Below are 26,582 nucleotides of genomic sequence, written 5' to 3' on the forward strand. Positions count from 1 at the left end.
ATAATTTCTATTATACTACTTTCATGCGCTAAATCATAGTATGTATTTTCAATTTTCCGCCTTTTCCAATCTCAATTCCCACGGCTCCCTGCTGGTCGTTTCGATACACCTGACAGTTGATTTCTTCCAGTCGCTCCAAGGTCTGAGGGGCTGGATGCCCGTAATTGTTCTTGCCTACCTGAATCACCGCCAGCCGAGGCTGCACCTGATCCAAAAAAGCCGTCGAGCTGCTGTACTTGCTGCCGTGGTGAGCCACCTTGAGAATATCTGATTTCAGCAAGCTGCCCGGGTTCCCCTCTAGGATTCGCTTTTCCCCTTCCTCATCAATATCCCCAGTCATAACCACAGAGACCCCTTGCAGGGTAACTTTCATCACCAGACAAGATTCATTTTCATCTTTCTGATCCTGAGCCAACTGCCGATACTCCTCCATGGTCTTTTCCTCCGGATACAGCACCTGAATCTCCAACCCTTCTTCTACCTGTAGCCGCTGCCCCCTGGACAGGTATAAAAAATTTTCCCGGGAAATACCAGTCTGCTCCTGTATCTGACCAGCTATAGCCCGGTTACCTTCATACAGCCCCAGCCTCTTTACCGGCAATTCCCTGGCCAGACTATACAATCCGCCTGCGTGATCCGTATGAAAATGGGTGATAACTGCCAAATCAATATCCCGGACACCGTTTTTCAACAAGTATGGCAGCAGCAGCTTCTTGCCTACATCGTATCGGCTGCTGCCTCCGCTGTCTACCAACACGTGACGTCCCTTTGGGGTGGTAATCAACAGGCAATCGCCCTGCCCTACATCCACAAAGGTCATTTGCACCTTCTCAAAGCCATCTTTGGAGGCATTGCCCCAGAGCAGGCTGATAGCGAGAATAAGCAAAATCAGCCGTCCCATAGGCCGATAATCCTTCCGCTGCCAAAGGATACGGCATGCCTCAGAGGATAGAAAGAAAAGCAAGCCATAATACAGCAGTATAATCCACAAAGGTGGGCTCAACACATACCTGTAGGAAATATGGTCTACGAAAACTAGGCGGTTTACCAGCAAGAGCAGCTGAGTAAAAAAATCGATTAAAAGGCCTACGATCTGAAAGAGGCCATCCAGCAGCTGCTGCGGCATTTTCCATGCCCCCAGCACAGAGGCCAGCATGGAAAAAAGCAGTAGCACCATGCCCAAGGGAATCAATAAGCCAGAGAGAAAGATTATTGGTATATTCGCTATAAAGGAACTGAAAGAAAAATAATTAAAGGTATACATCGATATCGGCACCATGCCGGCCTGAATGGAAATTACCCCTGCCAGATTTCGGCTCCAGAGACGTTCAGCGGCAGGAGTAACCACCGCCAGGGTAAAGATAGCCAAATAGGACAGTTGAAAACCTAAGTTCAGCAGGGATAAGGGATTGAAAAACAAAAGCCCTGCCATCGTTACCGCTGCTGATGTCAGCATATCATACCGGCAATACATATATTTACAAAAAATGTGCAAAATGATCATTAGCAGAGCTCGCATTACCGTCGGAGAAAAATTGGCCAAAGAAGCATAAAAACACAGAGCTGCCAGAACAGCTCCGTAAACCTTCAGATTTCGTCGTCCGCCAAAGAGTGCATTGATGCACATATACAGACACCCTACATGAAGGCCGCTGACCGATAGCACGTGACAGATACCATTCTTCTGAAAACTTTCGTACAACGCCTCTTCGATGCCCCCGGTATCTCCAAAGATCATGCCTATGAGAAGGCCGCTGGTTTCTCGGTCAAAAATACCGCTGAGATTCTGCTGAAAGACATATTTGACCGTAGCAATGTAATGAAGATATGGATTCCTCACTTGATTGCTAAGCTGAATATTGTTGGGTTTCAGGGACATAATCGTAGAGATTTCCTTAGTTTTTAAATACAGGCGATAATCAAAAGCCTTGGGATTTCGCTGGGTAGCCGGCAGTTCGATAACTCCAGCTGCTTGAATCTGCTGTCCCTGCAACTGATAGTAATCAGGGCAAGAGCCGTACAAGCTGAGAAGCATGCGCTCCCTGCTTTTCAGTTTTCCTACTCCCTCCAGCTCCTCTACCACCACTGTCAGCTGATGTGTCTCTTCATCCTTTTCCACCGCTGCAATAACCTGACCAGATATGGTCAAAAACTGACCCTGATTCCTTTCCAGTACGCCGGTCTCGTGCAGAGCCCCCCTGTACTGGACAGCTCCCAACAAGGCTATTAAAATGGCAATCCCACATAAGGACTGTTTCTTCCATGGCTCTCCTCCCCAGAGCGCAAACCCACCTCCAGAAAAGGTCTCGCGCCTCCAAACCATTCCTGCCGTCACGATTGCCACACCTATAGCAGCCGCTGCCGTTGCCAGCACCATAATATGCAATTTCAAAAAATTTTCTGCCGTCATGCCCAACACATAGGCTCCACATAAAAATGCAACTGGTCTTCTCAAAGCTACCTCCTATTCTCCCCTTTGTATTTTACATATTATTTTTATAATACCATATTTTTACATATTGTGAAATGCTTTATTTTAATACTTGTCTCTTGAGATGAAAAAAGAAACAAATTCTTAAATTATTCATAAATTCATAAAAGCTTTTGCCTTTTATTCCATCTATGCTATAATAAAATAGAGTTTTTGTATGGTAAGGCAGGTGATATTTTGTCAGACGAATTCAATAAAAAAGATGGACCCAATGAAGATAAATTGCGAAAAATAGACGAATTCTTTAACCAGTTTGAAGAAAGAGAAAATAACCGTTCTTCCAATATTGAAGAGTTCCTTTCGAAATTTAACGAAATGGAAAGACAGGAACAGGCAGATAAAGTAGAACTGGAGAGCCGGCGGCAGACTAGAATGGACAGGCTCAATGAGAAAAAATCCAAGAAAAAGGACTTTTCTTTGGCCCGCAAAGCCCCTGCCAGCCCTCCTGACGAGGAAACAGACATGAAAAATAATACAGATGAGACGAACAAGAAAAAGAAAAGGAGGCATCGATTGAATCCTAAAAGATTTCTTATATTTTTATTCAGCTTAGGACTCATCGGCTGCATCATCATGGGGATTTTAACCGCCACGATTATTGCTGATTCGCCTAAGATTAACCCCAACAATATTTATTCTCTCCTGAGCGAAAGCTCCACCCTCTACGACGACCAGGGCCAGGTCATCGATAATTTGGCCTCCTTCTCCGCAGAAGGAACCAGAACCAATGTAGAGTACGACGATTTGCCTCAGGATTTGGTAGATGCCTTTGTATCTCTGGAAGATAAGACCTTCTGGAAACATCATGGCTTTAATTTTGTCCGCATCCTTGGTGCGGTCAAAGACAGCTTGACTACGCATAAAATCAGTGGTACCAGCACCATTACCCAACAGCTGGCCCGAAATTTATACTTATCTGAAACGAAATCCGACCGAACCTTGACCAGAAAGATTCGGGAGGCCTATTATACCATATTGCTGGAAAAGCACTTAACCAAGGAAGAGATTCTGGAAGCTTATTTGAACACCATCTATTTAGGCTACAACTCCTATGGTGTTCAGGCTGCCGCCGAAGCCTACTTTGGCAAGGATGTAAGCGATTTGGACCTGCTGGAATGTGCCTCTCTGGCCACACTGCCTCAGGCTCCCGATTCCTATGCCTTGATTAAAAAGATTTACCCAGAAAACATTGCCAATCCCAATGACAAGGATATTCTCCTAAAGGGCGATGTCTTCTACTATGTATACAACAATATATCCGACAACCGAAGAGAACTTTGCCTCAAGTTCATGGAGGAGCAGGGAAAAATCAGCAGCGCTGAACATTCGGCAGCCCTAGAGGAAAACATCAAGGATCATTTGAAGCCAAACCCTACCAGGGGCTCAGACCTGTCCTCTTATTTTGCGGACTATGTGGTAGAACAAGTTATAACGGCCTTAGTAGAAGAACAAGGGAAATCTGAAAAAGATGCCAACCAGATGATTTACACTGGTGGTTTGCAGATTTACACCACCATGAATTCCGACATGCAGCGGATTGCTGAGACCGAATTCTCTAAAAACAGCAATTTCCCGAAGGTAGCCAACCTGAAAAAAGACGGAAGCGGCAACATCGTCAGCGATTCCGGCAGTATCCTGCTGTATAATTACAGCAATTACCTTGAATCCGACGGCAGCTTCCTATTGAAATCCGGTGAATACAAAAAAAATACGGACGGTTCTCTGACCTTATATAAAGGAAAGCGGCTCCAGTTTAGCCGAGTGGAATATCAGGGCACCAGCGATATAAACCTGGAATACAAGAACATGTATACCTTAGATGACGGCGTATTTTACCGCATCGACGGCGGCGTAGCCTCCATTCCTGCCCAGTATAAGACCAAAGATGCAGAAGGAAACTTGGTCATCTCCAGCACCCTGTTCAAGGAGATGCCAAAGGTATTTCAAGATACCTCCAAGGGCCTGATTATCTCCAGCGATTACAACACTCTGGGCCAAAAAGTAGTACAGCCACAATCAGCCATGGTGATCTCCGATCCTACCGACGGATCCATCAAGGCTATGGTAGGAGGCCGGAATATCACCGGGCGGATGCTGTTCAATCGAGCTATCAAGCCAAGACAGCCGGGTTCCTCCATTAAACCAATTGCGGTATATGGGCCGGCACTCCAAGCTTCTGCCGATGCTGTAGCCAGCGGCACCACACTGAAGTTCAGCGACAGTGCTGGCATCTCTAAACTCTTCGGCAATTACTTTACGGCAGCCAGTGTTATCGATGACAGTCCGCTGACCATTCAAGGGAAACAGTGGCCGAAAAACTGGTATTCCGGCTATCGGGGACTAAATACCTTTAGAACTTCGGTAGAGCAGTCCATCAACGTTAACGCCGTACGGGTATTCCAGCAGCTGGGTGTCCAAAAGAGCGTTACCTTCCTGAAGAAGGCAGGCATTACCACGATTGAGGAAGCAGGTGCTGCGAATGATATGAACGCAGCGGCTCTGGCTCTAGGCGGTATGACCAAAGGCATCTCTCCGCTGGAAATGTCCGCCGCCTACGGAACTTTTGTCAACGATGGCAAGTATTCCGCCCCGATGGCTTTTACGAAAGTCACCAACAATAGAGGCGAAGTGCTCATTGAAAATGCACCAAAGACAACGCAGATTATGGATGCCGGTGCCGCCTTTATCATGCGGGATATCCTGCGCAGCGTCGTCACGAAAGGCATCGGCTCCCCTGCCGGATTCTCTGGTCAGCCGGTAGCCGGTAAGACCGGTACGACTACTGATAATTACGATGCTTGGTTCGTAGGCTTCACGCCACAATATTCAGCGGCAGTTTGGATTGGTAACGACGTCAACATCGAACTAAGCCAGGGCAGTACGGCAGCAGCCAAACTCTGGAGCAATATCATGAGCAAAGTGACCGCCAGCTTACCGACAGGCAGTTACCACGCCAAGCCGAGCAATGTCATCAGTGTCACGATTGACACCATAAGCGGAAAACTGCCGTCTGCCTTGAGTTCCCTGGACCCGAGAGGTACTGTCCGCGGTGAATATTTCATCAAGGGAACGGAACCGACCTCCAGCGACAATGTCCACACTTATGTGACCGTATGTGCAGACACGGGCTATCTGGCCACGCCATCTTGCCCTTCCACGAGGAAGGTGTTGGGCGTACAGCGGCCTTACAGCATCAATCCGGTCGTAAAGGATATCGTCTACGAAGTTCCGCACACCTATTGCGGCATCCACAATCCGGACCCAAGCAAATATCCGATCAGCTCCAGCGGGCAGCTTAACTCCAACTTTAACGGCGTACAAGCTCCATCAGAAGAGCCAAATACCAACGAAGAAGAGCCGAATAACGGCAGCGGTACAGACGGAACAACGACTCCGCCTACCAATGGAAACAGCAACGGAAATAATAACAGCAATGGCGGCAACGGGAATGGAAATGGAAACGGGAACAACAGCGGAAACGGCAACACCGATGAAAACGGCAACAGCACGATTCCCGACTGGCTAATCCCACATTGATAAAAGCCAGCAAAAGTTATCCCATATGAATTCCCGACATCACGCCCCATGACATAAAATAAAAAATAAGTGGTCTGCTGACCACTTATTTTTTATGGGTTGCTGTCACCCATTTTCTATATTTCCATCGAAAAACGGCTCTTTCGAGCCGTTTTTTCTTTTTCATATTTGTCCGTTGATTTCCTCCTGAGAAAGGATTTTCAACTATCCCTGTTGAAAGGTTCCCAGCACCACGGGCTTCCCGCTTCTGACCATGATCTGTCCCTTGCACAATACCGTATCCAACTCCAGAGTCGTTTCTTCCAGTAGACAGAGGTCCCCATCAAAACCAGGAGCAATCCGGCCTTTGCTAGTAAGTTTTAAAATCCTGGCTGGATTAGCCGTAGATGCTCTCAGAACAGTTTCCAAAGGAATACCCAAATCTAAAACGCAAGAACGGATTTCTGGTAAAATAGTGTCAGATTTTCCTACCCCCAGACCTATGCACTCCATCTTCTCGTTAAACAGCGGCAAACTGCCCTGGGCGTCGGAGGAAATAGTGAATTGATCCGGGGAAACCCCTTCCTCTAACATGCGCTTGATGCCTTTGCTGGTGCGTACTTCTCCTTCCGCCTCCCAGTATTCCGGATCCTTGCTGGCAGTAAAGTCCACATAACCGCCGCCCTTAGCATAGCGGATACCTTCCTCGAAAAGAGCCGGATTTCGGTTAATATGAGTCGGTAAAAACTGGGTGATTGGAATTTCTGTATTCTCCACTGTATCTAAAATCAGCTCCAGCATTCGGCTGCCATCTCCCAGGTGGATATTCATAATACCAGCCTTTCCAGAAAGCATACCACCTACTCTGGCATCCGCCGACAATCGGCGAAACTCTTGAGATGAAGGTTGTGAAGAGCGGTGGTCAGAGATGGCCACCTCTCCTACCCCGATGACCTTATCCGCCAGCAAAAAGTCCTTCATGACATCTCCTGTCAACGTTACCGGCGGCACATGATAAGAACCCGTATAGACGTAAGTGCTCAGACCTTCTTCCTCCAACCCCTTAGCCTTGGCTAAAAGAGAAATCATATTTCTGGTAACTCCGTCCGTACCCAAACAGCCTACCGCAGTGGTCACACCGGCGGTGGTAAAATCGGTCAGCATGGCTTCTGGCGTTCTGGTTTTATAGCCGCCCTCGCCGCCGCCACCCAGCAAATGAGTGTGGGGATCGATGAGACCAGGTATAGCCACCATGCCAGAGCCGTCAATTTCTACCAGGACTCCTTCGGCATTCTTTATTTCCAGGGAAATATTTTCCCCAATCGTACTAATCTTCCCGTCAATCAGCAAGATGTCCTTTACACCTGCACATTCCGGCTGATAAACCTTTGCATTTTTAATAAGTGTAATCATCCTTTTTCTCCTATGGTGTCCTTACGACAAACCGGTGGCTACTGCGATGACAATAAAGATGCTTCCTAAAGCAAACAGGAACGCCTGCATTTTTATTTGGAACTTCGCCCATTTCATCCAGTTGATTCTGGCTACACCCAGAACACCCAGCAAGCTGGCAGAACAAGGCGTGAAAGCATCAACAAATCCGGAACCCAGCTGGAATGCCAGCACGGCAACCTGACGGGTTACACCAACGATATCGGCCAACGGCGCCATAATTGGCATGGTCAGTGCAGCCTGGCCGGAGTTGGACGTTACAATTAAATTGAACAAGCTCTGGAACACATACATGAGCCAGCCGGTAACAACAGCCGGAAGCCCGCCCATCGCATGACCCATGCCGTAGAGGATGGTGTTCAGGGAAGAAGCTACACTAGCATCTGAGCCGCCCAGAACCAGCAGAATGCCCTTTGCCATGCCGACTACTACTGCCGTTCCTGCCAAATCAGCAACACCGCTCTGGAAGGCAGAAGCCATCCCGTTGATGGTCATATCGTTCAGCTTAAATATAATAGCAATAATACCGGCTACCAGACCCATTACAAAGAACTGAGAAGCGATTTCCGGAATATAATAGCCTTCCTTTACAACGCCCCAAACAATCCAGATAAGCACCAGCAACATATCCAGCAGGATTAACTTATGCCCCAGCTTGAATTCCCCGTGAGCGCCTTCGCTCTCAGCAGAAATTTTATTTCTGAAGTAGGCGTCAATTTCATATACCGCGGAAAGCTGCGGATTCTTGCGGATTCGCTCTGCATAGACCATCATGTATCCGGCAGCTGCCAGGGTGATGACAACAAACATAACGATACGGAAGGAAGCTCCTGAGAGAATTGGAATCTCTGCAATACCCTGAGCAATGGCCACCCCAAAAGGATTCATCCAAGAAGCGGCATTGCCCACCTGGGAGGCCACATATGTAACTGTAATCGCCACAATGGAGTCATAGCCCATAGCAATGACGAAAGGTACCATAATCATGGCAAAAGGAATACATTCTTCCGCCATACCAAAGGTAGCGCCTCCCAAGGAGAAGATGACAAACAGCACCGGCAGGAAATAGCGCTCGGTTCCATTTGATTTCCGAATAAAGGCGTAGATGCCGGCTTCCACAGCCCCAGTACGCATGATAATGCCGAAAGCTCCGCCTACTACTAAGATTAATGCGACAATACCTACGGCAGATCCATATTTGTCACCGGTTACGAGCCCTTCAAAGAGGTAGTTTAATACCCCAAAACCGCCATAATCCTCGGTCCCCCATAGGGTAGCCGTGTTGTGAAGCTTGTGGCTGGTATCGTAAATCGTTTGCCCGTAGAGATCGTATAGTACGGGCTCCGTCAGACCAATCTCATCCAGACCAGACTGTGACCAATCTGCTTGATCGGTTGCCAGGAAATCAGAGAGCGCAGCCGGATCAACCTCCAGCTCCTCTAGTTTAACGGTATCTCCGCTCAAACCTTCTAAAGCAGTATCTAGCTTAGCCTTGTCAAAATCATAAGCATAACGGAAGGTCTCCGCCATCAGAACTGTTTTGGTCTTTTCCACCCCATTGGCATCCAAATAGGACACATCGTGCGTGGAGAACTTACCTGCCGGTATGATAAAAGTCAGAACCCACATAACAAGGACAACAAAAAATATAATGGCGTATGTGTGGGGTGCTTGAAACCGAGTCAACCCTTTTTCCAGGCGTTGTAGGTTTTGTTCATCGTGTTCTTTCATATTCTTACTATTCCTTTCTTTTCACATAAAGCGTGAAAGCTTATACTAATTTCCCTGTTAAATCCTAACTTGATGGAGAAATCGTATTGCATATGCGCTGCATTTACTTAGTTAACCCCTTTTCCGTTCATTCCCTCCTTTCCATTTTTTACAAAGTTCTGTTAGGCATACACCTACTAACCTGTTTTAAATATAAAGCAATTAACATGCCAAATATTTTCACCGAATAAATGAATACAGAATACCCTTTTCAAAGAGTCCGCTTCTTAGGGGGACTCCCCGGTAAATCTGGTAAAAATCAAGGTCTTCAACTTTTTCAATCTCCTTTCAAAAAATGCCAAAGGCAAAAGAAAAAGCTTGCTGCGAAAAATCTTCTTCTCTTGCCTGATCTCCACCCCTTCTCCTTTAGGAATAAATTGGGGCAAATTGGTTGTTATATTCTATGTATTTCATCCCATTTATAGTCAGCCGCATACCTACTCGGCCTACAGACTTGGTAATCAATTTCAGTTCCTGTAAGTCGTCTGTCTTTTTTCGCACTCGCTCTTCAGTCAGATAAGGGAACTGCTCCCGAGCTCGAAGGGTCATCGTTCGCCTGCTAATCGTACAGCCCTTATCCGTATAAGTCTTGATCAGGTTTAAAAAGAACAGGTACTCTGCCAGATTTCCTTTTTCCCATAGGCTTTCCGTGTAACGATTCAAATCTTTGTCTGGAGCCTCTCCAGAAGCTCCTTCCCAGCCACTTCGGATATCCTCAAAGAAGCCTTCCGGCAGATGTGCTGTCTCTACTATACCGCTGTCACACACCGCCATCAAATATTCCACAACATTTTCCAGCTCCCGCACGTTGCCCCGCCAAGGGTTTCTTCGCAACAGCTCCATAACCTCCGCGGAAATCTGTAACTGTCGGCAACCGTGCTTCTGAAGGAAGTGGTTTACCAGCAGGTCAATATCCTCCCGTCGGGCACAGAGGGGCGGCACTTTCAAATAGAAATTTTTCAGCCGGTGATACAAGTCTTCTCGAAACTGCCCCTCCCTGCACATCTGAACTAGATCTTTGTTGGTGGCGGCAATAACCCGCACATCGATAGGGATATTTTCGCTGCCACCTACCCGACGAATCTCCTTTTCTTGAAGTACCCGCAAGAGCCGTGCCTGAATTCGAGGTGAAACATCGCCAATCTCGTCTAGAAAAATGGTTCCCTGGTTTGCCTGCTCGAAGATTCCCAGCCGTCCGCCTTTCTTAGCACCTGTAAAAGCACCCTCTTCATAGCCAAACAATTCACTCTCCGCCAGTTCTTCTGGCAGAGCACTGAAATTAATGGCTACAAAAGGTCCTCTGTTTCCCAAGGACTCATTGTGGATGGCACTGGCAAATAATTCCTTGCCTACACCGCTCTCCCCGTAAATCAACAAATTCAAGTCCGATTTCGCCAGCTTTTTCGCAATATGTATGGCCTCCTGCATGACAGGGGAGCTGCCGACGATGTCGGTAAAACGATATTTTCCAATATAGCCTTTACGAATCAAATCTTGACGCAGTTTGACTTCGATATCCTTGTTTTCCTTGGCGTTTTTGATAGTACAGACAGTGGTATCAATCTTCTCAATACGCACCTTGCTGAATATCAATTCTTGATGATCCAGTCGAAACAAGCGGTCGGACATATCCTCCTTTGAAAGCAAATACTCTTTTATTTGCCGATCCATAGCCAAGTTATGAACAAAGTCCCCCGCAGCAGCCGGACCGAACATCGTTCGGCTCTTCTCGTTGAAGATAGATAAAATACCGTTTCCATAATAGGCAATAATGCCATCGTTGATCTGATTGAGGATTTTCCCCAAGTACTGGTTCATGTTGGCAGCTTCATCGAACAGGTGATACAAGTGACTGCTGAAGCGGACCATATTTTCCTTATAATTCTCCGATACCAAACTCAGCTTCTCTTCCATCAAATCCAGCTGCTGAAGAATCTCGACGATGCTGGAAATATCGATGCTGCGCGCTCCCAGGTCAATGACCTTTCCCACCGATTCCGGCACCAGAGCCAGCTCTCCGGCGGTGATGGCCATATCCGCTTTCTTATACACCCGGCAGCCGGGATAATACGGAATCAAGTCCAGATAATCGATGCCAATTTCTTTCAAGGCTTCAATGCAACTGTGCGCATTTTCCTTCAAATCGTTGACAAAATAGACGCTGGTTCCCTTGGGAATGCCGAAAAGTTTTTCAATGTGCTCCACGTTTAAAGACCGTCTGACAATCAACACCGGGCAGCCTGCTTCTACAAATCCAGCCATCTCTTCGGCTAAAATTTTGGAGCTCATAACTACCAAGTCCGCTTTAATAGGCTCTTGAACCGGGATTTCCTCGGAATAGCCCTGAATATCCACACAGTCGGCTAAAAACTGACGCATCTGCTGGCAGAGGGTTTCTTTCGTAGCCTCTGATCCGGCCACAATAGCTAACTTTTTTCTCTTGATGTGGCCGCCTAGGCACTTATCTGATATCTGATTCATCTTTAACTCTCACCTAGCTATTTATTTTTCAAAAGTAGCAAATTTTGCCCTTACTTGCAATCATAGATAATAGGCAGCTGCCGAATCTGTTCATCCGCAATAGCCTTCATCACCTCGTAGCAGTGATTCTGCAGGAAATTATCTGTGCCCTGAACAATCTCTTGCCGATTCAGTTCCCTGCGGATACCGATGCAGACCGCTTCAATCAATTCTACTTTTCTGCTCGTATTCTCTGCACTATCCGTCAGCAATACCAACTGCTCCAATAACCCCTTGACCTCTTTCAAATAAAACAGATGGTCCATGCCCCGAAACATCCACTTATAAAACGGCATATATTTTCGATTCAGCAAGTATACTGCCGAAACAGCTGCTTTGACGAATTCTCCACAGGCCAAATAGGCTGCGGCGAACTCCCCCCGCTTCATACAGCGTTCATAATTATACTGGCCGGATTGGGACATGACTGCCATGCGGGCCACCAACTTCTTTAAAAAGATATCCTTCGGATAAAATTTCAACAGGTCGTTACGAATAGCCGAAAACTCGCCAAGCGGATCAGTGAAGACTTTGCCGCTGGTAACCGTGGCCAAGGACGTCTCCGGCAGCATCATCCACTGTACATTAGTTCGTGGACTGCTGGTACAGCCAATATATTTTTTATAAAAGTCGCTGATGTTGAAAACGCCCACCCGGCCCTGTCCTTCCAGGGTTTCCATGCGGGTCTTGCCTTCAAAGGTTTTCGGTAGCCGTTCATAGGCTTGCTGCATCTGCGATCCCATAGCCCGATAGATTTCCTCCGGCAGCCAAATGCAAAAGCCAGGTCCAAAGTCATGATCTTCTGACAAACCATCATCGAAGCCCAGACACTCAGAACCTTCTCCAACCAGACCTACCGCCGCATATTTCTCGTATTCCGGGAACTGATTATGTATCATGCTGCTGCCAAAAGCTTCATAATATGCCTTGGACAGCTCCAATCCTGTCATCCTCATATCTTTCGAATCCTTTCCTCCACCTGGGCAGCCTGCTTATTGTATTCATCTCTTTTAGCCAAGTCCTGAACTGCTTCGTGTACCTTTGCCAGGTTCTTGCAAGTGGCCACATAAGAGATATTCTCCCCGTAGCTGCTCTTAATCAACTCCAAGGCCTGCTCAAAATGCTGAATAGCCAACCCATACTGGTTGGTATGATAATACAGCTCTCCCAAGGCACTTAATGTGGCGGCATAGTGTGGATTCATCTTTCCGCCCTGATTCTTGAAAATCTGCTGGGCGGTAAACAAGTTGCGTTCTGCCTCGTGATACCGATTCTGTTTTAAATAGATACAGGCCAAGGAGGTGCAGGTAGTAGCCATCTCAATAGGGAATTCCGGCAATACCTGAATAATCTCCAAGGACCGCGCGGCATGGCGCTCTGCCTGAATCAAGTCATTTAGTTCATCGTACACATGGCTGATGTTGTTGTATAGAGCGGCCAGTCTATAATCCTTGTGCAAGCCGCAATTCTCATAGATGGCAGCAGCCTGCTCATATAGTTTCAACGCTTCCTGATTATTTTTGGCGGCCGCATATACACTGGCTAGGTTCAACAAAGTCGTTCCGTGCTGCTCCGTATTTTCCAGCTGTAATAACGTCACGGCCTTTAAGGCGATGCTGTAAGCGTTTTGACTCTCTTCAAAGCGGCTGGTCACCCGATAAATCCCACCCAATTCATTGGCAATAGCCAGAATAGCTGGAACATTTCCTTCTTTCTGTGCTTTTTCCATCCATTCTAGGGAAACACGCTCTGCCTCTTTTATGTTTCCTCTTTTAAAAATCGAATCCAGTTCGTTAAAAAATACATTCAAATCCATATATTCATCCAATCCATTTCTTATACTATAATTTACGCTCCGCATCCTCCATGGACGCGTACCCATACATCTTCACCGTAGTATCCTGCACCGTAAATGCTAAATTTTTTCCAGCTGCCCGGTTTGCCCGCACGTGGTCCAGGTATAGTTCCAAGGTGTTTCTGGAATAGGTTTTCAATTCTCCTTTTGCATAAGATTGGAGGGACGTGAAGCCCCCAGCCTCTTCAATGGGCCTGCCGGCTCCGGCTAGCTTTGGAAACGCTTTGGCTAGCTCTTTTTCGCAGTCTACCAGATACCATGAAATTTCCTCTACCATGTTCATGGTCTCTAGGTCTAGTTGAGGCAGGTGGGGTTCCAGCTCTCGTTTAAAATATAGCGGATCGGTATATTCCATCATGTATGCGTACTTTTCTGTGATCAGGTTCCGCCCCTGTTCTGCCGCATCCTTTAAATCCTTTGCATAGCTTTTAAGCATCAGATCATTCCAGGCACTGTACTGGCTGGCTCTCATGATATAAAAGGTATTCCAATCGTTCTGGCACCCAGCTCGGCCGCCAATGTTCTGGACCTTTTGAAACATATCCCATTCATCTTTGACGATGCTTTCTACGGCTATTCGCCGCTCTTCCTCATTTTTAAAACCAAACATGATCATCCCTCAATTCAACATCTTTTTCCTCTAGTTTCTACCTTCTATCTTACCATCTTCCGCGAAAGTTGTAACTACATTAATTTGAAGAATGATCAAAATTATTCAGAATATGTCCCTTAACGAATGGATTTCGGATTAAAAATTACCGCCACCAAATAGCCAAAAGCAATGGCCACAGCTACCCCTGCCGCCGTACTTTTAACCGCTCCGGTCAAGGCTGCCAGAAACCCATCCTGAGCCCCTTCCATGGCCCCTTTGGCCAGGGCATAGCCAAACCCCGGCAGCGGCACCGTAGCCCCGTTTCCTGCCAGCTTTACCAGCGGCTCATAAATGCCCATACCTTGCAGGATAGCTCCCGTAACCACAAAAATGACTAAAATCCGCGGGGCTGTCAGCTTGGTCGTGTCCAACAGAACTTGGCCTACCACACAAATTAATCCCCCAATGCAAAAGCAATAAATATATTCCATAGTTCTTCCCTCCTAACAGGTCTCCACACATACTGCATGGGCGATTCCAGGTATGGATTCCCCCTGTCCGGGGCTGATCGTGGATAGCAGCGCCCCGGTGGAGATCAACAAGACACGCTTTAGCTGTCCCTTTTTCATCTGCTTGTACACATAGCCGGTAAAAACACTAGCGGAGCAGCCGCAGCCACTGCCTCCTGAATGGGTATCCTGTTCCTTTTCATAAATCATCACGCCGCAATCATCATATATATTGAGTAAATCCTTCATCGGAATACCTGCATCTGCCAGCAGATCAACAGCAATCTGCTTTCCTACATACCCCAAATCTCCGCTGAGGATTAAGTCATAATCCGCCAGCTGCCTGCCCGTATCCTCCAGGTGATTCAGCACCGTATCTACAAAGGCCGGAGCCATAGCTGCGCCCATTTGATTGGAGTCCTTTAGACCCGTATCAATAATCTTGCCCAGGGTACCATGGGTGACGCAAACTCTTTTTTCCGTGGATGGTGCACTGCTGCTACCATCTATCACCAGCGGCCGTTCTTCTAGAATGTCCTGTTTACCTGCGGCCAGCAAAATAGCGCCCGCAGCCGTTGCCGTCCATTGAGCGGAAGGGGGCCGCTGATTGCCGTGTTCTAAAGGCATTCGAAATTGCCGCTCTGCGGTACAGTAATGGCTGGATGCTCCTGCAACAATGTGATTGCAATAGCCTCCATCGATGAGAACACTGCCCATCAGCAAACTTTCAGCCATGGTGGAACACGCTCCATAGAGACCGATAAACGGAATCTGCATGTCCCTGGCCATAAAGGCAGAGGACATAAGCTGATTCAGCAAGTCTCCCGTAAGGATGGCCTCTATGTCTTTGGGTTCTTTCCCCCCCCTGGCCATGGCCATCTGAACGGCCTCTTTCAGCATTTTGCTCTCTGATTTTTCCCAGGTTTTCTCTCCAAAAGTATCTTCCTTTAAAACCATATCAAACCAGCTTCCCAACGGCCCTTGACCTTCTTTTACCCCCACAATAGCTCCTCCGCTGGCGATAAGAGGTCTATTCGAAAAGGCTAAAGTCTGTTTTCCCAGCTTATTTTTAGCTTTACTGTATGTCATACTTGCACCTCCCTAAAAAAATTTGTAGGCTGCCCAATAGAGCAAGCCGATGGCTGTGGCCACTGTAATGCCGCAGACCAGCACGGGTCCCGCCAGACTAAACAGTTTCGAACCCACACCTAACACCAACCCTTCTTTTTTATATTCCATGGCCGGTGCTACCATGGAATTGGCAAACCCTGTAATTGGCACGATGACTCCTGCTCCGGCAAACTTGGCAATGGTATCAAACACGCCAATTCCGGTTAGAAGCTGGGCCGTGCAGACAAGAATAATGGTCACAAAGTTTCCCGAAGCCTCCTTGCCCAACCCGCTTCCCATCAGCGCATTGTTAATAATCAGCGCTACCAGACAGATAGCTCCTCCCGAAAAAAAAGCCCGTACACAATTGGCAAAGTACTTGGGCCGCGGGGTAAACTGATCCGCATATTTTTCATAGGCTTTTGCCACCGCCTTTTTTTGCTGCTGTTGCTGCTGATCTTTGTTTTCCATATTTTTTTCCTCCGTTCCTTCTGATTCTGTTATAGTATTTCCCATATCTTTTAAATTACACCCGCTTGGAATCTCCATATTTTATGGTAAAATAGAAAGTGAAATTTATTTGAAAGAGAGACGGATTTATGTTCAAAGAAAACGTGATTTTAGCATCTTCATCTCCCAGACGGATTGACATGATGCGCCAGCACGGTATCCAACCGATAATCATGCCGGCAGATGTGGATGAAACCATCCCGGAAGGCGCGGGTATGGCGGATGCCGTCATGTACCTGGCCCTGAAAAAAGCCTTGTTTGTAGAAGAAAAAGTGTTGAGTTCAGACCATAACAACCCAGTGATTGTAGCTGCCGACACAGTAGTCTACAGCGATAAAATTATTGGAAAACCAAAGAACAGGCAAGACGCCTACGACATTCTGTGGGATTTAAAAGGAAAGTCCCATTTTGTGGCCACCGGAGTATGCCTATTGCAAGCAGGTACTTCTATTCGTCACTGTTTTTGTGAAGTAACGAAAGTATTTTTTAAGGATTTTACTACTCAGGAGTTAAATGCTTATTTAGATACCCCAGAGCCCTATGATAAGGCTGGTGCCTACGCCATCCAAGGTGAATTTGGCCGTTATGTAGACCATATTGAAGGGGATTTGGATAACGTCATTGGCTTTCCCTGGAAGCGGATTGAAAAAGAGGCTGAAAAACTTTTTAAATAGAAGCAGCGACTTAGAAGCAAAGCTAGAAATGGATACAGAGAGTAACAAACAAAAAAGGCCCGTAACGTATTCTGCAAACTTGCAGCATACGTTACGGGCCTTGCTATAAGTAGTGCCCTACTCTTCTCGCTCTCCATAATCTATGGCTTCTGCCGGACAGACTTTCACACAAATCCGGCAACCAGTACATCGATCTTTATCGATGATGTAATATTCCTTCCCTCTGGATATGGCATCAAACTTGCAGTTTCTTTTACATCCGCCGCAGCCGATACATTTGCTGCCGTCAATGTGGGCCACATATTTTCCTCTAGGTTTCTTTTCTGTTTTTTCTATTTCGCTCATATCTGCTTCCTGCCTTTCTTCTCATCCTCGGCGTTTTTTCTATCTATTGTAACATAAGAAGAAAGAACCGCCTAGAGGCTTTTATATCTTATGCAGACAAAACGGCACCATTCAACCGCTGGTGCCGTTTTCCCAAACAGATCTTACTATCTTAAAGATAAAAGCTTCACTGCTTTTTAGCTGCCTCGCCTACTCGCCGGGCCACATGCTCTGCTACCCGTGAATCAAAAGGAGACGGAATAATGTATTCCGGCTTCAGTTCTTCCTCTGAAACTAACTCAGCAATGGCATAAGCTGCTGCCAGCTTCATGTCATAAGTAATATCCCTGGCTCTTGCCTGGAGAGCGCCCTTAAAAATGCCCGGGAATGCCAGCACATTATTAATCTGATTGGGATAATCTGATCGGCCTGTGCCCATAACCTTTACTCCTGCCGCCAAGGCTTCCTCATAAGGAATTTCCGGTACCGGATTGGCCATGGCGAAGACGATGGCATCCGAATTCATGGTTTCCACCATCTCCTTAGACAGAACATTAGCCTTGGATACACCTACGAAAACATCTGCACCTTTTACCGCCTCAGCCAAGTCGCCTTTCAATTGCTGTTGGTTCGTCTTTTTCGCCAGCTCCTTCTTATACGGAGTCATGCCTTCTTCTCGTCCTTCATAAAGCGTACCTTTGGAATCGCAGGCTACCACATTTTTTACTCCTGCAACCAAAAGCATGTTGATGATAGCGGTTCCCGCAGCTCCCGGGCCATTGAGGACAACCTTGATCTGGTCGATGTCCTTGCCTACTAGCTTCAGGGCATTGAGCAGGGCCGCCGTTACGACCACCGCGGTTCCGTGCTGATCGTCATGAAATACCGGAATGTCCAGCTCTTCCTCCAGACGCCGTTCAATTTCAAAGCACTTAGGGGAAGAAATGTCCTCTAGATTAATTCCTCCGAAGCAAGGAGCCAGCAGTTTCACCGTGCGGATGATTTCTTCTGGGTCCTTGGTATCCAAACAAATGGGCACGGCATCCACATCTCCAAATTTTTTAAACAGTACCGCTTTTCCTTCCATAACCGGGATAGCCGCCTTGGCACCGATATCCCCCAGTCCTAGCACGGCTGTTCCGTCAGACACCACCGCCACCAAATTGCCCTTGGAGGTGTATTCATAGACCTTGCTGGGGTCCTCATGTATTTCTGTACAAGGCTGAGCCACTCCGGGAGTATAGGCGATGCTCAGATCATCCTTGTCTTCCAGCTTCATCTTGCAGGCAATAGCAATCTTGCCTTTTGTCTCGGCGTGCCTTTTCAATGCTTCTTCAAAATAATTCATCTTTTTCTCCATTTCTTTCTATCATCCATCTCCTTTTACCAATAAAATCCATCTATAGAAAAGGAAAACTGCTGGCACTTTACAGAAAAAAGGCGAATGACTGCGTCATTCGCCCCATGCTTCCGCTAAGCCTGACACACCCCGAGGGCTGCGTTCTGGACCAAAGCAGAAAGCGTTCATCTTATTTTGTTGTTGCGTCGTACAGTGCTTCTGCGTTATCCCACTCAGCGATAATCTCAGGAATTACCTTGTACAGGTCGCCACAGATAGCATAGTCAGCCATTTCCATAATCGGTGCATCTGGGTCCTTGTTGATTGCTACGATGATGTCGGAAGTCTGCATACCAGCCAAATGCTGAATAGCACCGGAAATACCGCAAGCAAAGTAAATCTTAGGCTTTACAGTTGTACCAGTCTGGCCTACCTGGTGGGAGTGATCGATCCAGCCAGCATCAACAGCTGCTCTGGAAGAACCTACTACACCGCCAACCTTATCGGCAAACTTCTTAATCAGGTCGAAACCAGCTGCATCGCCCAGACCTCTTCCGCCGGAGCAGATGATGTCTGCGTCTGTCAGGGAAACCATTTCCTTAGCAGACTTTACGATTTCTACAATCTGAACATGAATATCGTCCTGGCTCACTTCTGGCTTGAATACGGTCAGGATACCCTTTGCGCCTTCAACCTTATCTCTCTTCTGCATTACACCAGGTCGTACAGTGGACATCTGCGGTCTTGTTCTAGGGCAGATGATAGTAGCCATCAGGTTACCACCGAAAGCAGGACGAGTCTGCTTGATGCCAGTGGATGGATCGGATGGGTCCAGTGTAGATGTATCTAATGTTGTATTCTTATTTGCATAGTCAATGTAGCTGGATACCTTTACGTCTAATCTAGTGCAGTCTGCAGTCAGACCAGTGTTGCATCTAGCTGCTACTCTAGGAGCCAGGTCACGGCCGATGTGTGTCGCACCGTACAGTACGATTTCCGGCTTATGCACGTCGATAGCATCTGTCAGAACCTTTGTATAAGCATCTGTCGTGTACTGCTTCAACAGCGGGTGCTCGATCAGAATTACTTCTTCTGCACCGTATGCATAGCACTCATCAGTCAGGTGAGCCACGCTATCGCCTACCAGAACAGCACATACCTTTGTATCTTCACTGATTTCTCTAGCCAATCTGTGTCCTTCGCCAATCAGCTCCAGAGCCACGTTCATCAGCTTGCCTTCTCTCTGCTCAGCAAATACCCAGATGTTCTTGTATGCGCTTAAGTCAACAACTTCATCTCCGCCTGTATTTTCGATGGCATCGAACGGACACTTAGAAATACAAGCCTTACAAGCTGTACACTTTTCGTTGATAACAGCTAATTTTCCTTCCATGTCGATTGCATCGAATGGACAAGCTTTAATACAAAGCTTGCAGCCTTTACATTTATCATTTATTACTCGAATAGCCATTGTATAAATCCTCCTCCGCTTAGATTACGTGCTTACCTTTTAGATTTACTAAAAGTGTCTTTGCAACATCATTTACCGTGTCCCCTTCAATTGTTACACCCTTGCCCTTTGGAGCCGGTGTAAATGAACGGAATACGTTTGTAGGAGAAGCTTCCAAGCCTACTGTAGCCAGATCTACTTCGATATCTGCTGCATTCCAAACCTTGATCTCCTTCTGTCCAAAGATACCCTTCATGGACATGTATCTTGGATCGTTCAGTTCTTTGATGGTAGTCAGCATGCAAGGAGTCTGAAGCTTAATCAGCTCATAACCGTCTTCCATCTGTCTCTTCACTGTGATGTCCTTCATGTTTGCATCGATGTTGAACTCTTCTACGTAAGTTACCTGAGGAATGCCCAGCTTTTCAGCCAACTGAGGTCCTACCTGAGCTGTATCTCCGTCGATAGCCTGACGACCAGCAAACATCAGGTCAAAGTGACCCAGTTTCTTTACAGCAGCTTCCAACGTGTTGGAAGTAGCCCAAGTGTCAGAACCGCCTACTGCTCTGTCGGAGATTAAAACGCCTTCATCTGCGCCCTTAGCCAGACATTCAAACAGCAAATCTTTTGCCTGCGGAGGGCCCATGGTGATAACAGTAATATAAGTATCAGGATACTGATCCTTAATCTTTAAAGCCTCTTCTAAAGCGTTTGCATCATCGTGATTCAAAATGCTAGGTACGCCATCACGGATAAGCGTTCCTGTCTTAGGGTTAATCTTAATCTCGTTTGTATCAGGAACTTGTTTTGCGCATACGATAATCTTAAATGCCATTTTCTATTTCCTCCCTCTTCTTTATTTACCCAGTACAGCTGCTGCAATGACGATCTTCTGAACTTCAGATGTTCCTTCGTAGATTTCAGTAATCTTCGCGTCTCTCATCATTCGCTCTACTGGATAATCCTTCGTGTAACCATAACCGCCGTGTAACTGAACGCACTTAGTCGTTACATGCATAGCAGTTTCTGCTGCAAACAGCTTCGCCATAGCAGATTGTGTACCATAAGGAAGGTGCTTTTCCTTCAGATCTGCTGCCTGGTAAATCAAAAGTCTGGAAGCTTCAATGCGAGTCTTCATGTCAGCAACCTCAAACTGCAGCGCCTGCATCTGAGACAGCTTCTTACCAAACTGCTTTCTAGCCTTCATGTATTCTACAGTTACATCAAATGCGCCCTGTGCAATACCCAGCGCCTGAGATGCGATACCGATACGGCCGCCGTCCAGTGTTGACATAGCAACTTTGAAGCCGTCGCCAATTCCGCCTAACATTCTGTCAGCAGGAATTCTGCAGTTTACCATAACCAGCTCTGTAGTAGAAGATGCGCAAATACCCATCTTGTCTTCGGTCTTTCCAATGGAGAAGCCTTCGTCGTCCTTTTCTACGATAAATGCAGAAATGCCGCCTCTGGTTCCCTTGGATTTATCAGTCATAGCCATTACCACGAACGTTTCAGCGTATCCGCCGTTAGTAATGAACACTTTTGCACCGTTCAGGATGTAATGATCGCCGTCTTTTATAGCTCTCGTCTGCTGTCCAGCAGCATCTGTACCTGCATTTGGCTCAGTTAAACCGAACGCACCCAGCTTCTTGCCTGATAACAGGTCCGGCAGGTACTTCTTCTTCTGTTCTTCTGTACCCCAAGCAAAGATTGGCCAGCAACAAAGGGATGTGTGGGCGGAGCAGATAACGCCTGTTGACGCACATACTCTGGACAGTTCTTCTACTGTGATGGCATAGGAGAGAGCATCTCCGCCAGCTCCACCGTATTCAGTAGGGAACGGAACGCCAAGCAGACCGTATTTTGCCATTTTTTCAACTGTTTCAACCGGAAATCTGTGCTCCTGATCAATTTCAGCAGCCAGCGGTTCAACTTCATTAACAGCAAACTCTCTTACCATTTTTCTTACAAATTCTTGTTCTTTCGTTAGTTGAAAGTTCATGTAAATGCCTCCTTAAATTATAATAACGGCGCACTTCCCTAGGAGAAAAGTGTCCTTACGCTCGCTTATGTGTTTGAGTTTTCATACCTAAAATCCTCATAAGCTCATGTTAGTTAAATATATAACAGCATACAATATATATTTAACACCACTTCACTTATATTTGCAAGCACTTTTTAGCACATTTCCCGGCTTTTATACAAAATCCTAGATTTTCCAGTAATAATCAAAAAGTTCTGACAAATTTGCCGAAAAAAACAGGGCAAAAGTAGCTTTTACCCTGTAAAATCTGACTATTTTTCACAACTCAGGCGCATGTTTTCCAACACCCGTTTTTCTATGCGTGAGACTTGAACTTGTGATATTCCTAACAAATTAGCAATTTGCTGCTGAGTCATATCCCGGAAGTACCTGAGCACAATAATCTTTCTTTCCTTTTCTTCCAGCTTACCTATGATATTTTTTAAACAAATGACATCCACCAAGTTCTCCTCGGCAGATTGATAGCCTTGACTACCCTCAGCGCTATATTGCTGGAGACTTTCCGGATCATCCATGCTCTGCAGATTATACAGGGCATCTTCCGCTTCCATAATTTCCAGCACCTGCTCCGATGGCACGCCCATCTCCTGGGCCAGCTGACTCAACTTAGGGGAGGTGCCATTCTTATAATAGAGGGCTTCTCGCGCCTGTTTTAACTTTCTTATGTCTAGCTTCATCTGCCGGCTAATCTTTATCCGCCCGTCATCCCGTATATACCGCTTGATTTCACCTAAAATCATCGGCACCGCATATGTAGAAAACATGACATCGTAAGATGGGTTAAAGCGGTCAATAGATTTCAGTAACCCCAGATAGCCGATTTGAATCAGATCCTCCAATTCATAGCCGACACCTACATATTTTAAAGCCAAGCTCTTGACCAGACCGGTATTTTGCGAGACCAACAGCTCCCGTGCTGTTTCATCGCCCTCTTTGGCCCGCTGAATTAGATCATAGGTATCTTCTTTTCTGACAGCTGTGTAACTATAGCTCATACCCGGCATCCAACTTCTTCATCATCGATACCCTAGTTCCCTCTCCCGGCTTAGAGGTTACTTCCACCCGGTCTGTGAAGCTCTCCATAACGGTGAAACCCATACCAGCCCGTTCTTCCGTACTCCCGGTGGTGAACAAGGGCTCCCTGGCCTTTTGAATATCTTCAATGCCCACTCCGCTGTCCTCAACAGACAAAAAAATGGTCCGATCTTCGTCGTAACTGCATTCCACCGAGACTACGCCAGTGGGTTCATTTTTATAACCGTGGATGATGGCATTGCTCACGGCCTCCGACACGCTGGTCTTAATTTCGGCAATCTCCTCAATGGTGGGATCCAGCTCCGCAAAGAATCCGGCCACCGCTGTTCTGGCAAAGCTCTCGTTGGCAGAGAGACTTAAAAATTCAATCTTTACCTTATTTACCATTGGCTGATACCTCCATCTGTTCTTCCATTACCTGAAAGGTCTCTAGGGCTTCGTACAAGTCATCGCAGCAGCGGATGATGGTAAAGATTCCTGCCATTTCCAGTATAAGCCGCACGTATTTAGAGCAGCCGCAGATTCGAATCTCACCGCCTCGTTCCTTCACCTTGTTATATCTTCCCATGACGACCCCGATGCCGGAGCTGTCCATAAACTCCACTTTTGAAAAATTTAAAATCATATTTTTACTCTTGAAGGCGTCCATCGTCCGGTCAATTTCTTCTCTGGCTTGAGTTGCCTGATGATGATCCAGATCGCCTACGATACTTACTATCAAAACATCGTCTTTCATCTGAAAGTCCAAATAAGTCTGCATGTTAAAACCCCCTCACACGCTGCAAGTATTTCCAACAATTTCATTATATGCTTTCTGAAATAACTTGTCCTTAAGAGAATAAGGGGGTTTCATTCTATTTTTGTCGAAACTAATCTCGGGGAAATATGTGGACCATTTCCTTGGAAGCGATGGCCGCTTCAATGAGTTCTTCCACCTGCAAGCGGCTTTCCGATTCCAAGATTTTTTCCAGCTTAGGTTTGGTGCTAGGATGTTTCGGCAAAAATACCGTGCAGCAATCCTCATAGGGCTGGATAGACGTCTCGAAAGTTCCAATCTCCTGAGCCTTGTCCATTATATCCACCTTGTCCATGGCAATCAGCGGTCTCATAACTGGCATTTGTACGGAAGCATCGGTGACCACCAAGGATTCTGCTGTCTGACTAGCCACCTGGCCTAAATTCTCACCGGTAATCAGCATGGTGCAGCCGGTGTTCTGAGCTACCTGCTCCGCAATTCGCATCATGAACCGTCGAACCAGAATAGTGGTTTCCTCCTCTGGACAGTTCTGAACAATCTGCTCCTGAATCGGAAGCAGGTTAATCACGTGCATTTTAAAACGACCGCAGTAGGTGGCGACAATACCTGCCAGCTGTTCCACCTTTTCCTGAGCCCGCTCACTGGTGTAAGGATAAGAATGAAAGTGGACAGCCTCAATCATCATGCCCCGCTTGGCCATCATCCAAGCCGCCACCGGCGAATCAATGCCTCCAGACAACAGCACCATCCCCTTGCCATTGGTTCCTAACGGCAGTCCGCCAAATCCAGAAATTTTCTGCTCGTAAATATAGGACTTCTCCCGCCGTACATCCACGAACAGCAGACACTCCGGATTGTGCACATCTACCTTCAACACCTTACAGCCGATGAGAATCTTGGCACCAATCTGCCGGCCGATTTCCGGCGAGGTAACTGGAAAGGTTTTATCCGCTCTTTTTGCTTCCACCTTAAAAGTTTTTACACCTTTTTCCTCAATCAGCTGAGACATAACCGCTACAGCCGCCTCTCCAATCTTCTCCATATCCGACTCCACTTCCAAAGCAGGACTGATGGAGGCTACACCGAAGACCTTGGAGATCTGCCCGATTACCTCGGCCTTAGGGTAGCTCTTGTCCGTCCGCACAAAGATCAGACCCTCGTGGCGCCGAACCTCGGCTCCTTCAAACCGCTTCAGCATCTTCTTAATCCGATCTACCAGCATCCGCTCAAAGTACGGCTTGTTCATGCCTTTCAGGGCTACTTCCCCGCAGCGCACAATAAAAATATTTCGATCATCTGTCATCTGTTTATTTCCTTTCCTTGCAGCCTGAGCTGCTTCCTTCCTTATATATTGTCAGCACTAGCTTCGAGAGCGTTCTTCTTCCCTATACGCCTTACCGAAAGCTGCCCAATTTTCTAAATCGGCCCACCGCTTGTTTTAACTGCTCTACTACGTAGTCTATTTCTTCCATGGTATTAAACTCACTAAAGCTGAAACGGATTGCTCCTTCAATTTCCTTGTCCTTCAGTCCCATAGCTCTCAATACGTGACTCTGCCCTTTCTTGTTAGAGGAACAGGCCGAGCCCGTAGATACGTAGATGTCTGCCTGCTCCAGAGAATGGAGTAAAACCTCTCCCCGGGTTCCCAGAAAGGAGACGTTCAGCACAGAAGGACAGCAAAGACCACCATCCCAGCCAAGACTGTCTGTTTCCGGACTGTTTAGCCGCACTTCCGGAATTTCTGCCTGAATCCCACCTAGCAGGCGGGCCCGGGCGGCAGATACGGCTTTCATCCGTTCTTCCATGCGGCTGCTCATTTGCTGTACGGCCTGTCCAAAACCCGCGATAGCCGGCACATTTTCTGTTCCCGACCGCAGGTGCCGTTCCTGGCCTCCTCCCAGCAGATAGGGCTCTATAGACAATCCCTTGCGAATGTACAATGCACCGATACCCTTAGGCCCGTGAATCTTATGACCGCTGAGGGAAATCAGATCGGCATCCCGAGCTAAAACCGGCAGCTTGCCGAAAGCCTGCACGGCATCGGTATGGAAAAGAATATCCGTACCGTGCTTTTCATTGTACACTTGACGGAGGCTGCCAATCTCCTGAATAGGTTGAATGGTACCCACCTCGTTGTTTACCCCCATGACGGAAATGAGAATAGTATCCTCAGACAGGGCTGCTGCTAACGCATCCATATCCACCAGACCTTTTTGATCCACGCCGATACGCTCTACGGTAAATCCGGTGTGTGCCAGCCGTTCGACAGCCTCCAGCACAGCCGGATGCTCCACTGCCGTGGTGATTACCTTCCGTCCCCGACGTTGACGGGCAGCAGCTGCTCCGATTAAAGCCGTATTGTCTGCTTCTGTACCGCCGGAAGTAAAAATGATTTCTTCTTCCCTGGCTCCCATGGCATCCCCTAGACTTTTTCTGGCTGCCTTTACCGCTTTTTCCGCCGTCAATCCCAGTCGGTGCAGAGAAGAGGGATTGCCAAAATCCTCTTGGAGGAAAATCATCATCCGCTCCGCTGCCTCCCGGTATGGCTTGGTGGTCGAGCTGTTATCCAAATATACAAACATATGCTTTTGTCCTCTCTATTTGCAGGGATCTGCCTGATGAACCCCTTGCTGC

General features: G+C 47.1%; 22 protein-coding genes. 2 read left to right on the forward strand and 20 right to left on the reverse strand.

Going from position 1 to position 26,582, the window contains the following annotated elements:
* Positions 1-28: 28 nt before the first annotated feature.
* Entirely contained in the window at positions 29-2,455 is a 2,427-nt protein-coding gene (locus tag Ami103574_RS11145) for a DNA internalization-related competence protein ComEC/Rec2 (protein WP_163067087.1), read from the reverse strand.
* 213 nt (positions 2,456-2,668) lie between these two features.
* Here Ami103574_RS11145 and Ami103574_RS11150 point away from each other — a divergent pair, with 213 nt between their 5' ends.
* Positions 2,669-6,028 (forward strand): transglycosylase domain-containing protein, encoded by a 3,360-nt coding sequence (locus tag Ami103574_RS11150; RefSeq protein WP_163067088.1) that lies wholly within the window; start codon positions 2,669-2,671, stop codon positions 6,026-6,028.
* Between the two features lie 204 nt (positions 6,029-6,232).
* Here the strand turns inward: Ami103574_RS11150 and iadA are convergent, their stop codons facing one another.
* The 9 genes from iadA to Ami103574_RS11195 form a co-directional block, all read right to left on the reverse strand.
* Positions 6,233-7,420: a beta-aspartyl-peptidase gene (gene iadA, locus Ami103574_RS11155; RefSeq protein WP_163067089.1), complete on the reverse strand. Its 1,188-nt coding sequence runs from the start codon at positions 7,418-7,420 to the stop codon at positions 6,233-6,235.
* A 21-nt stretch (positions 7,421-7,441) separates the two neighbouring features.
* Positions 7,442-9,190, reverse strand: a complete 1,749-nt coding sequence (yfcC, locus tag Ami103574_RS11160) for a putative basic amino acid antiporter YfcC (RefSeq protein ID WP_163067090.1) — start codon at positions 9,188-9,190, stop codon at positions 7,442-7,444.
* Between the two features lie 405 nt (positions 9,191-9,595).
* Positions 9,596-11,710, reverse strand: a complete 2,115-nt coding sequence (locus tag Ami103574_RS11165) for a sigma-54 interaction domain-containing protein (protein ID WP_163067091.1) — start codon at positions 11,708-11,710, stop codon at positions 9,596-9,598.
* A 50-nt stretch (positions 11,711-11,760) separates the two neighbouring features.
* The gene (locus Ami103574_RS11170) at positions 11,761-12,705 is read right to left on the reverse strand and encodes a DUF4037 domain-containing protein (protein WP_246213133.1); all 945 of its coding nucleotides are present in this window, start codon (positions 12,703-12,705) and stop codon (positions 11,761-11,763) included.
* Entirely contained in the window at positions 12,702-13,565 is an 864-nt protein-coding gene (locus tag Ami103574_RS11175; protein WP_163067092.1) for a tetratricopeptide repeat protein, read from the reverse strand. The genes Ami103574_RS11170 and Ami103574_RS11175 overlap by 4 nt, the downstream gene beginning before the upstream one ends.
* Before the next feature lie 25 nt (positions 13,566-13,590).
* Positions 13,591-14,214, reverse strand: a complete 624-nt coding sequence (locus Ami103574_RS11180; protein ID WP_163067093.1) for a DUF4125 family protein — start codon at positions 14,212-14,214, stop codon at positions 13,591-13,593.
* Between the two features lie 119 nt (positions 14,215-14,333).
* Positions 14,334-14,687 (reverse strand): stage V sporulation protein AE, encoded by a 354-nt coding sequence (gene spoVAE / locus Ami103574_RS11185; RefSeq protein ID WP_163067094.1) that lies wholly within the window; start codon positions 14,685-14,687, stop codon positions 14,334-14,336.
* A 12-nt stretch (positions 14,688-14,699) separates the two neighbouring features.
* Entirely contained in the window at positions 14,700-15,794 is a 1,095-nt protein-coding gene (locus tag Ami103574_RS11190; protein WP_163067095.1) for a stage V sporulation protein AD, read from the reverse strand.
* Positions 15,795-15,806: 12 nt separating this feature from the next.
* On the reverse strand, positions 15,807-16,286 hold the full coding sequence (locus tag Ami103574_RS11195; protein WP_163067096.1) for a SpoVA/SpoVAEb family sporulation membrane protein: 480 nt from the start codon (positions 16,284-16,286) through the stop codon (positions 15,807-15,809).
* 128 nt (positions 16,287-16,414) lie between these two features.
* Here Ami103574_RS11195 and Ami103574_RS11200 point away from each other — a divergent pair, with 128 nt between their 5' ends.
* Positions 16,415-16,999: a Maf family protein gene (locus tag Ami103574_RS11200; protein ID WP_163067097.1), complete on the forward strand. Its 585-nt coding sequence runs from the start codon at positions 16,415-16,417 to the stop codon at positions 16,997-16,999.
* A 117-nt stretch (positions 17,000-17,116) separates the two neighbouring features.
* On the opposite strand, the gene Ami103574_RS11205 is transcribed toward Ami103574_RS11200, so the two are convergent.
* The 10 genes from Ami103574_RS11205 to Ami103574_RS11250 form a co-directional block, all read right to left on the reverse strand.
* Positions 17,117-17,344, reverse strand: coding sequence for a 4Fe-4S binding protein (locus Ami103574_RS11205; protein WP_163067098.1), 228 nt, complete (start codon positions 17,342-17,344; stop codon positions 17,117-17,119).
* 166 nt (positions 17,345-17,510) lie between these two features.
* Positions 17,511-18,671: an NAD(P)-dependent malic enzyme gene (locus Ami103574_RS11210; protein WP_163067099.1), complete on the reverse strand. Its 1,161-nt coding sequence runs from the start codon at positions 18,669-18,671 to the stop codon at positions 17,511-17,513.
* A 181-nt stretch (positions 18,672-18,852) separates the two neighbouring features.
* Positions 18,853-20,133, reverse strand: coding sequence for an electron transfer flavoprotein subunit alpha/FixB family protein (locus tag Ami103574_RS11215; protein ID WP_163067100.1), 1,281 nt, complete (start codon positions 20,131-20,133; stop codon positions 18,853-18,855).
* 19 nt (positions 20,134-20,152) lie between these two features.
* Entirely contained in the window at positions 20,153-20,947 is a 795-nt protein-coding gene (locus Ami103574_RS11220) for an electron transfer flavoprotein subunit beta/FixA family protein (RefSeq protein WP_163067101.1), read from the reverse strand.
* A 21-nt stretch (positions 20,948-20,968) separates the two neighbouring features.
* Positions 20,969-22,114 carry an acyl-CoA dehydrogenase gene (locus Ami103574_RS11225; protein ID WP_163067102.1) on the reverse strand — a complete coding sequence of 382 codons (1,146 nt, stop codon included), beginning with the start codon at positions 22,112-22,114 and terminating at the stop codon, positions 20,969-20,971.
* Positions 22,115-22,407: 293 nt separating this feature from the next.
* Entirely contained in the window at positions 22,408-23,151 is a 744-nt protein-coding gene (locus tag Ami103574_RS11230) for a sigma-70 family RNA polymerase sigma factor (RefSeq protein WP_246213134.1), read from the reverse strand.
* Positions 23,141-23,578, reverse strand: coding sequence for an anti-sigma F factor (gene spoIIAB / locus Ami103574_RS11235; protein WP_163067104.1), 438 nt, complete (start codon positions 23,576-23,578; stop codon positions 23,141-23,143). The genes Ami103574_RS11230 and spoIIAB overlap by 11 nt, the downstream gene beginning before the upstream one ends.
* Positions 23,568-23,951 carry an anti-sigma F factor antagonist gene (spoIIAA, locus tag Ami103574_RS11240; RefSeq protein ID WP_163067105.1) on the reverse strand — a complete coding sequence of 128 codons (384 nt, stop codon included), beginning with the start codon at positions 23,949-23,951 and terminating at the stop codon, positions 23,568-23,570. The genes spoIIAB and spoIIAA overlap by 11 nt, the downstream gene beginning before the upstream one ends.
* Before the next feature lie 109 nt (positions 23,952-24,060).
* Positions 24,061-25,251: a tRNA uracil 4-sulfurtransferase ThiI gene (gene thiI / locus Ami103574_RS11245; RefSeq protein WP_163067106.1), complete on the reverse strand. Its 1,191-nt coding sequence runs from the start codon at positions 25,249-25,251 to the stop codon at positions 24,061-24,063.
* A gap of 91 nt (positions 25,252-25,342) precedes the next feature.
* Entirely contained in the window at positions 25,343-26,530 is a 1,188-nt protein-coding gene (locus Ami103574_RS11250) for a cysteine desulfurase family protein (protein WP_163067107.1), read from the reverse strand.
* Between the last annotated feature and the right edge of the window lie 52 nt (positions 26,531-26,582).

The organism is Aminipila butyrica (genome assembly GCF_010669305.1).
Classification (GTDB): domain Bacteria; phylum Bacillota; class Clostridia; order Peptostreptococcales; family Anaerovoracaceae; genus Aminipila; species Aminipila butyrica.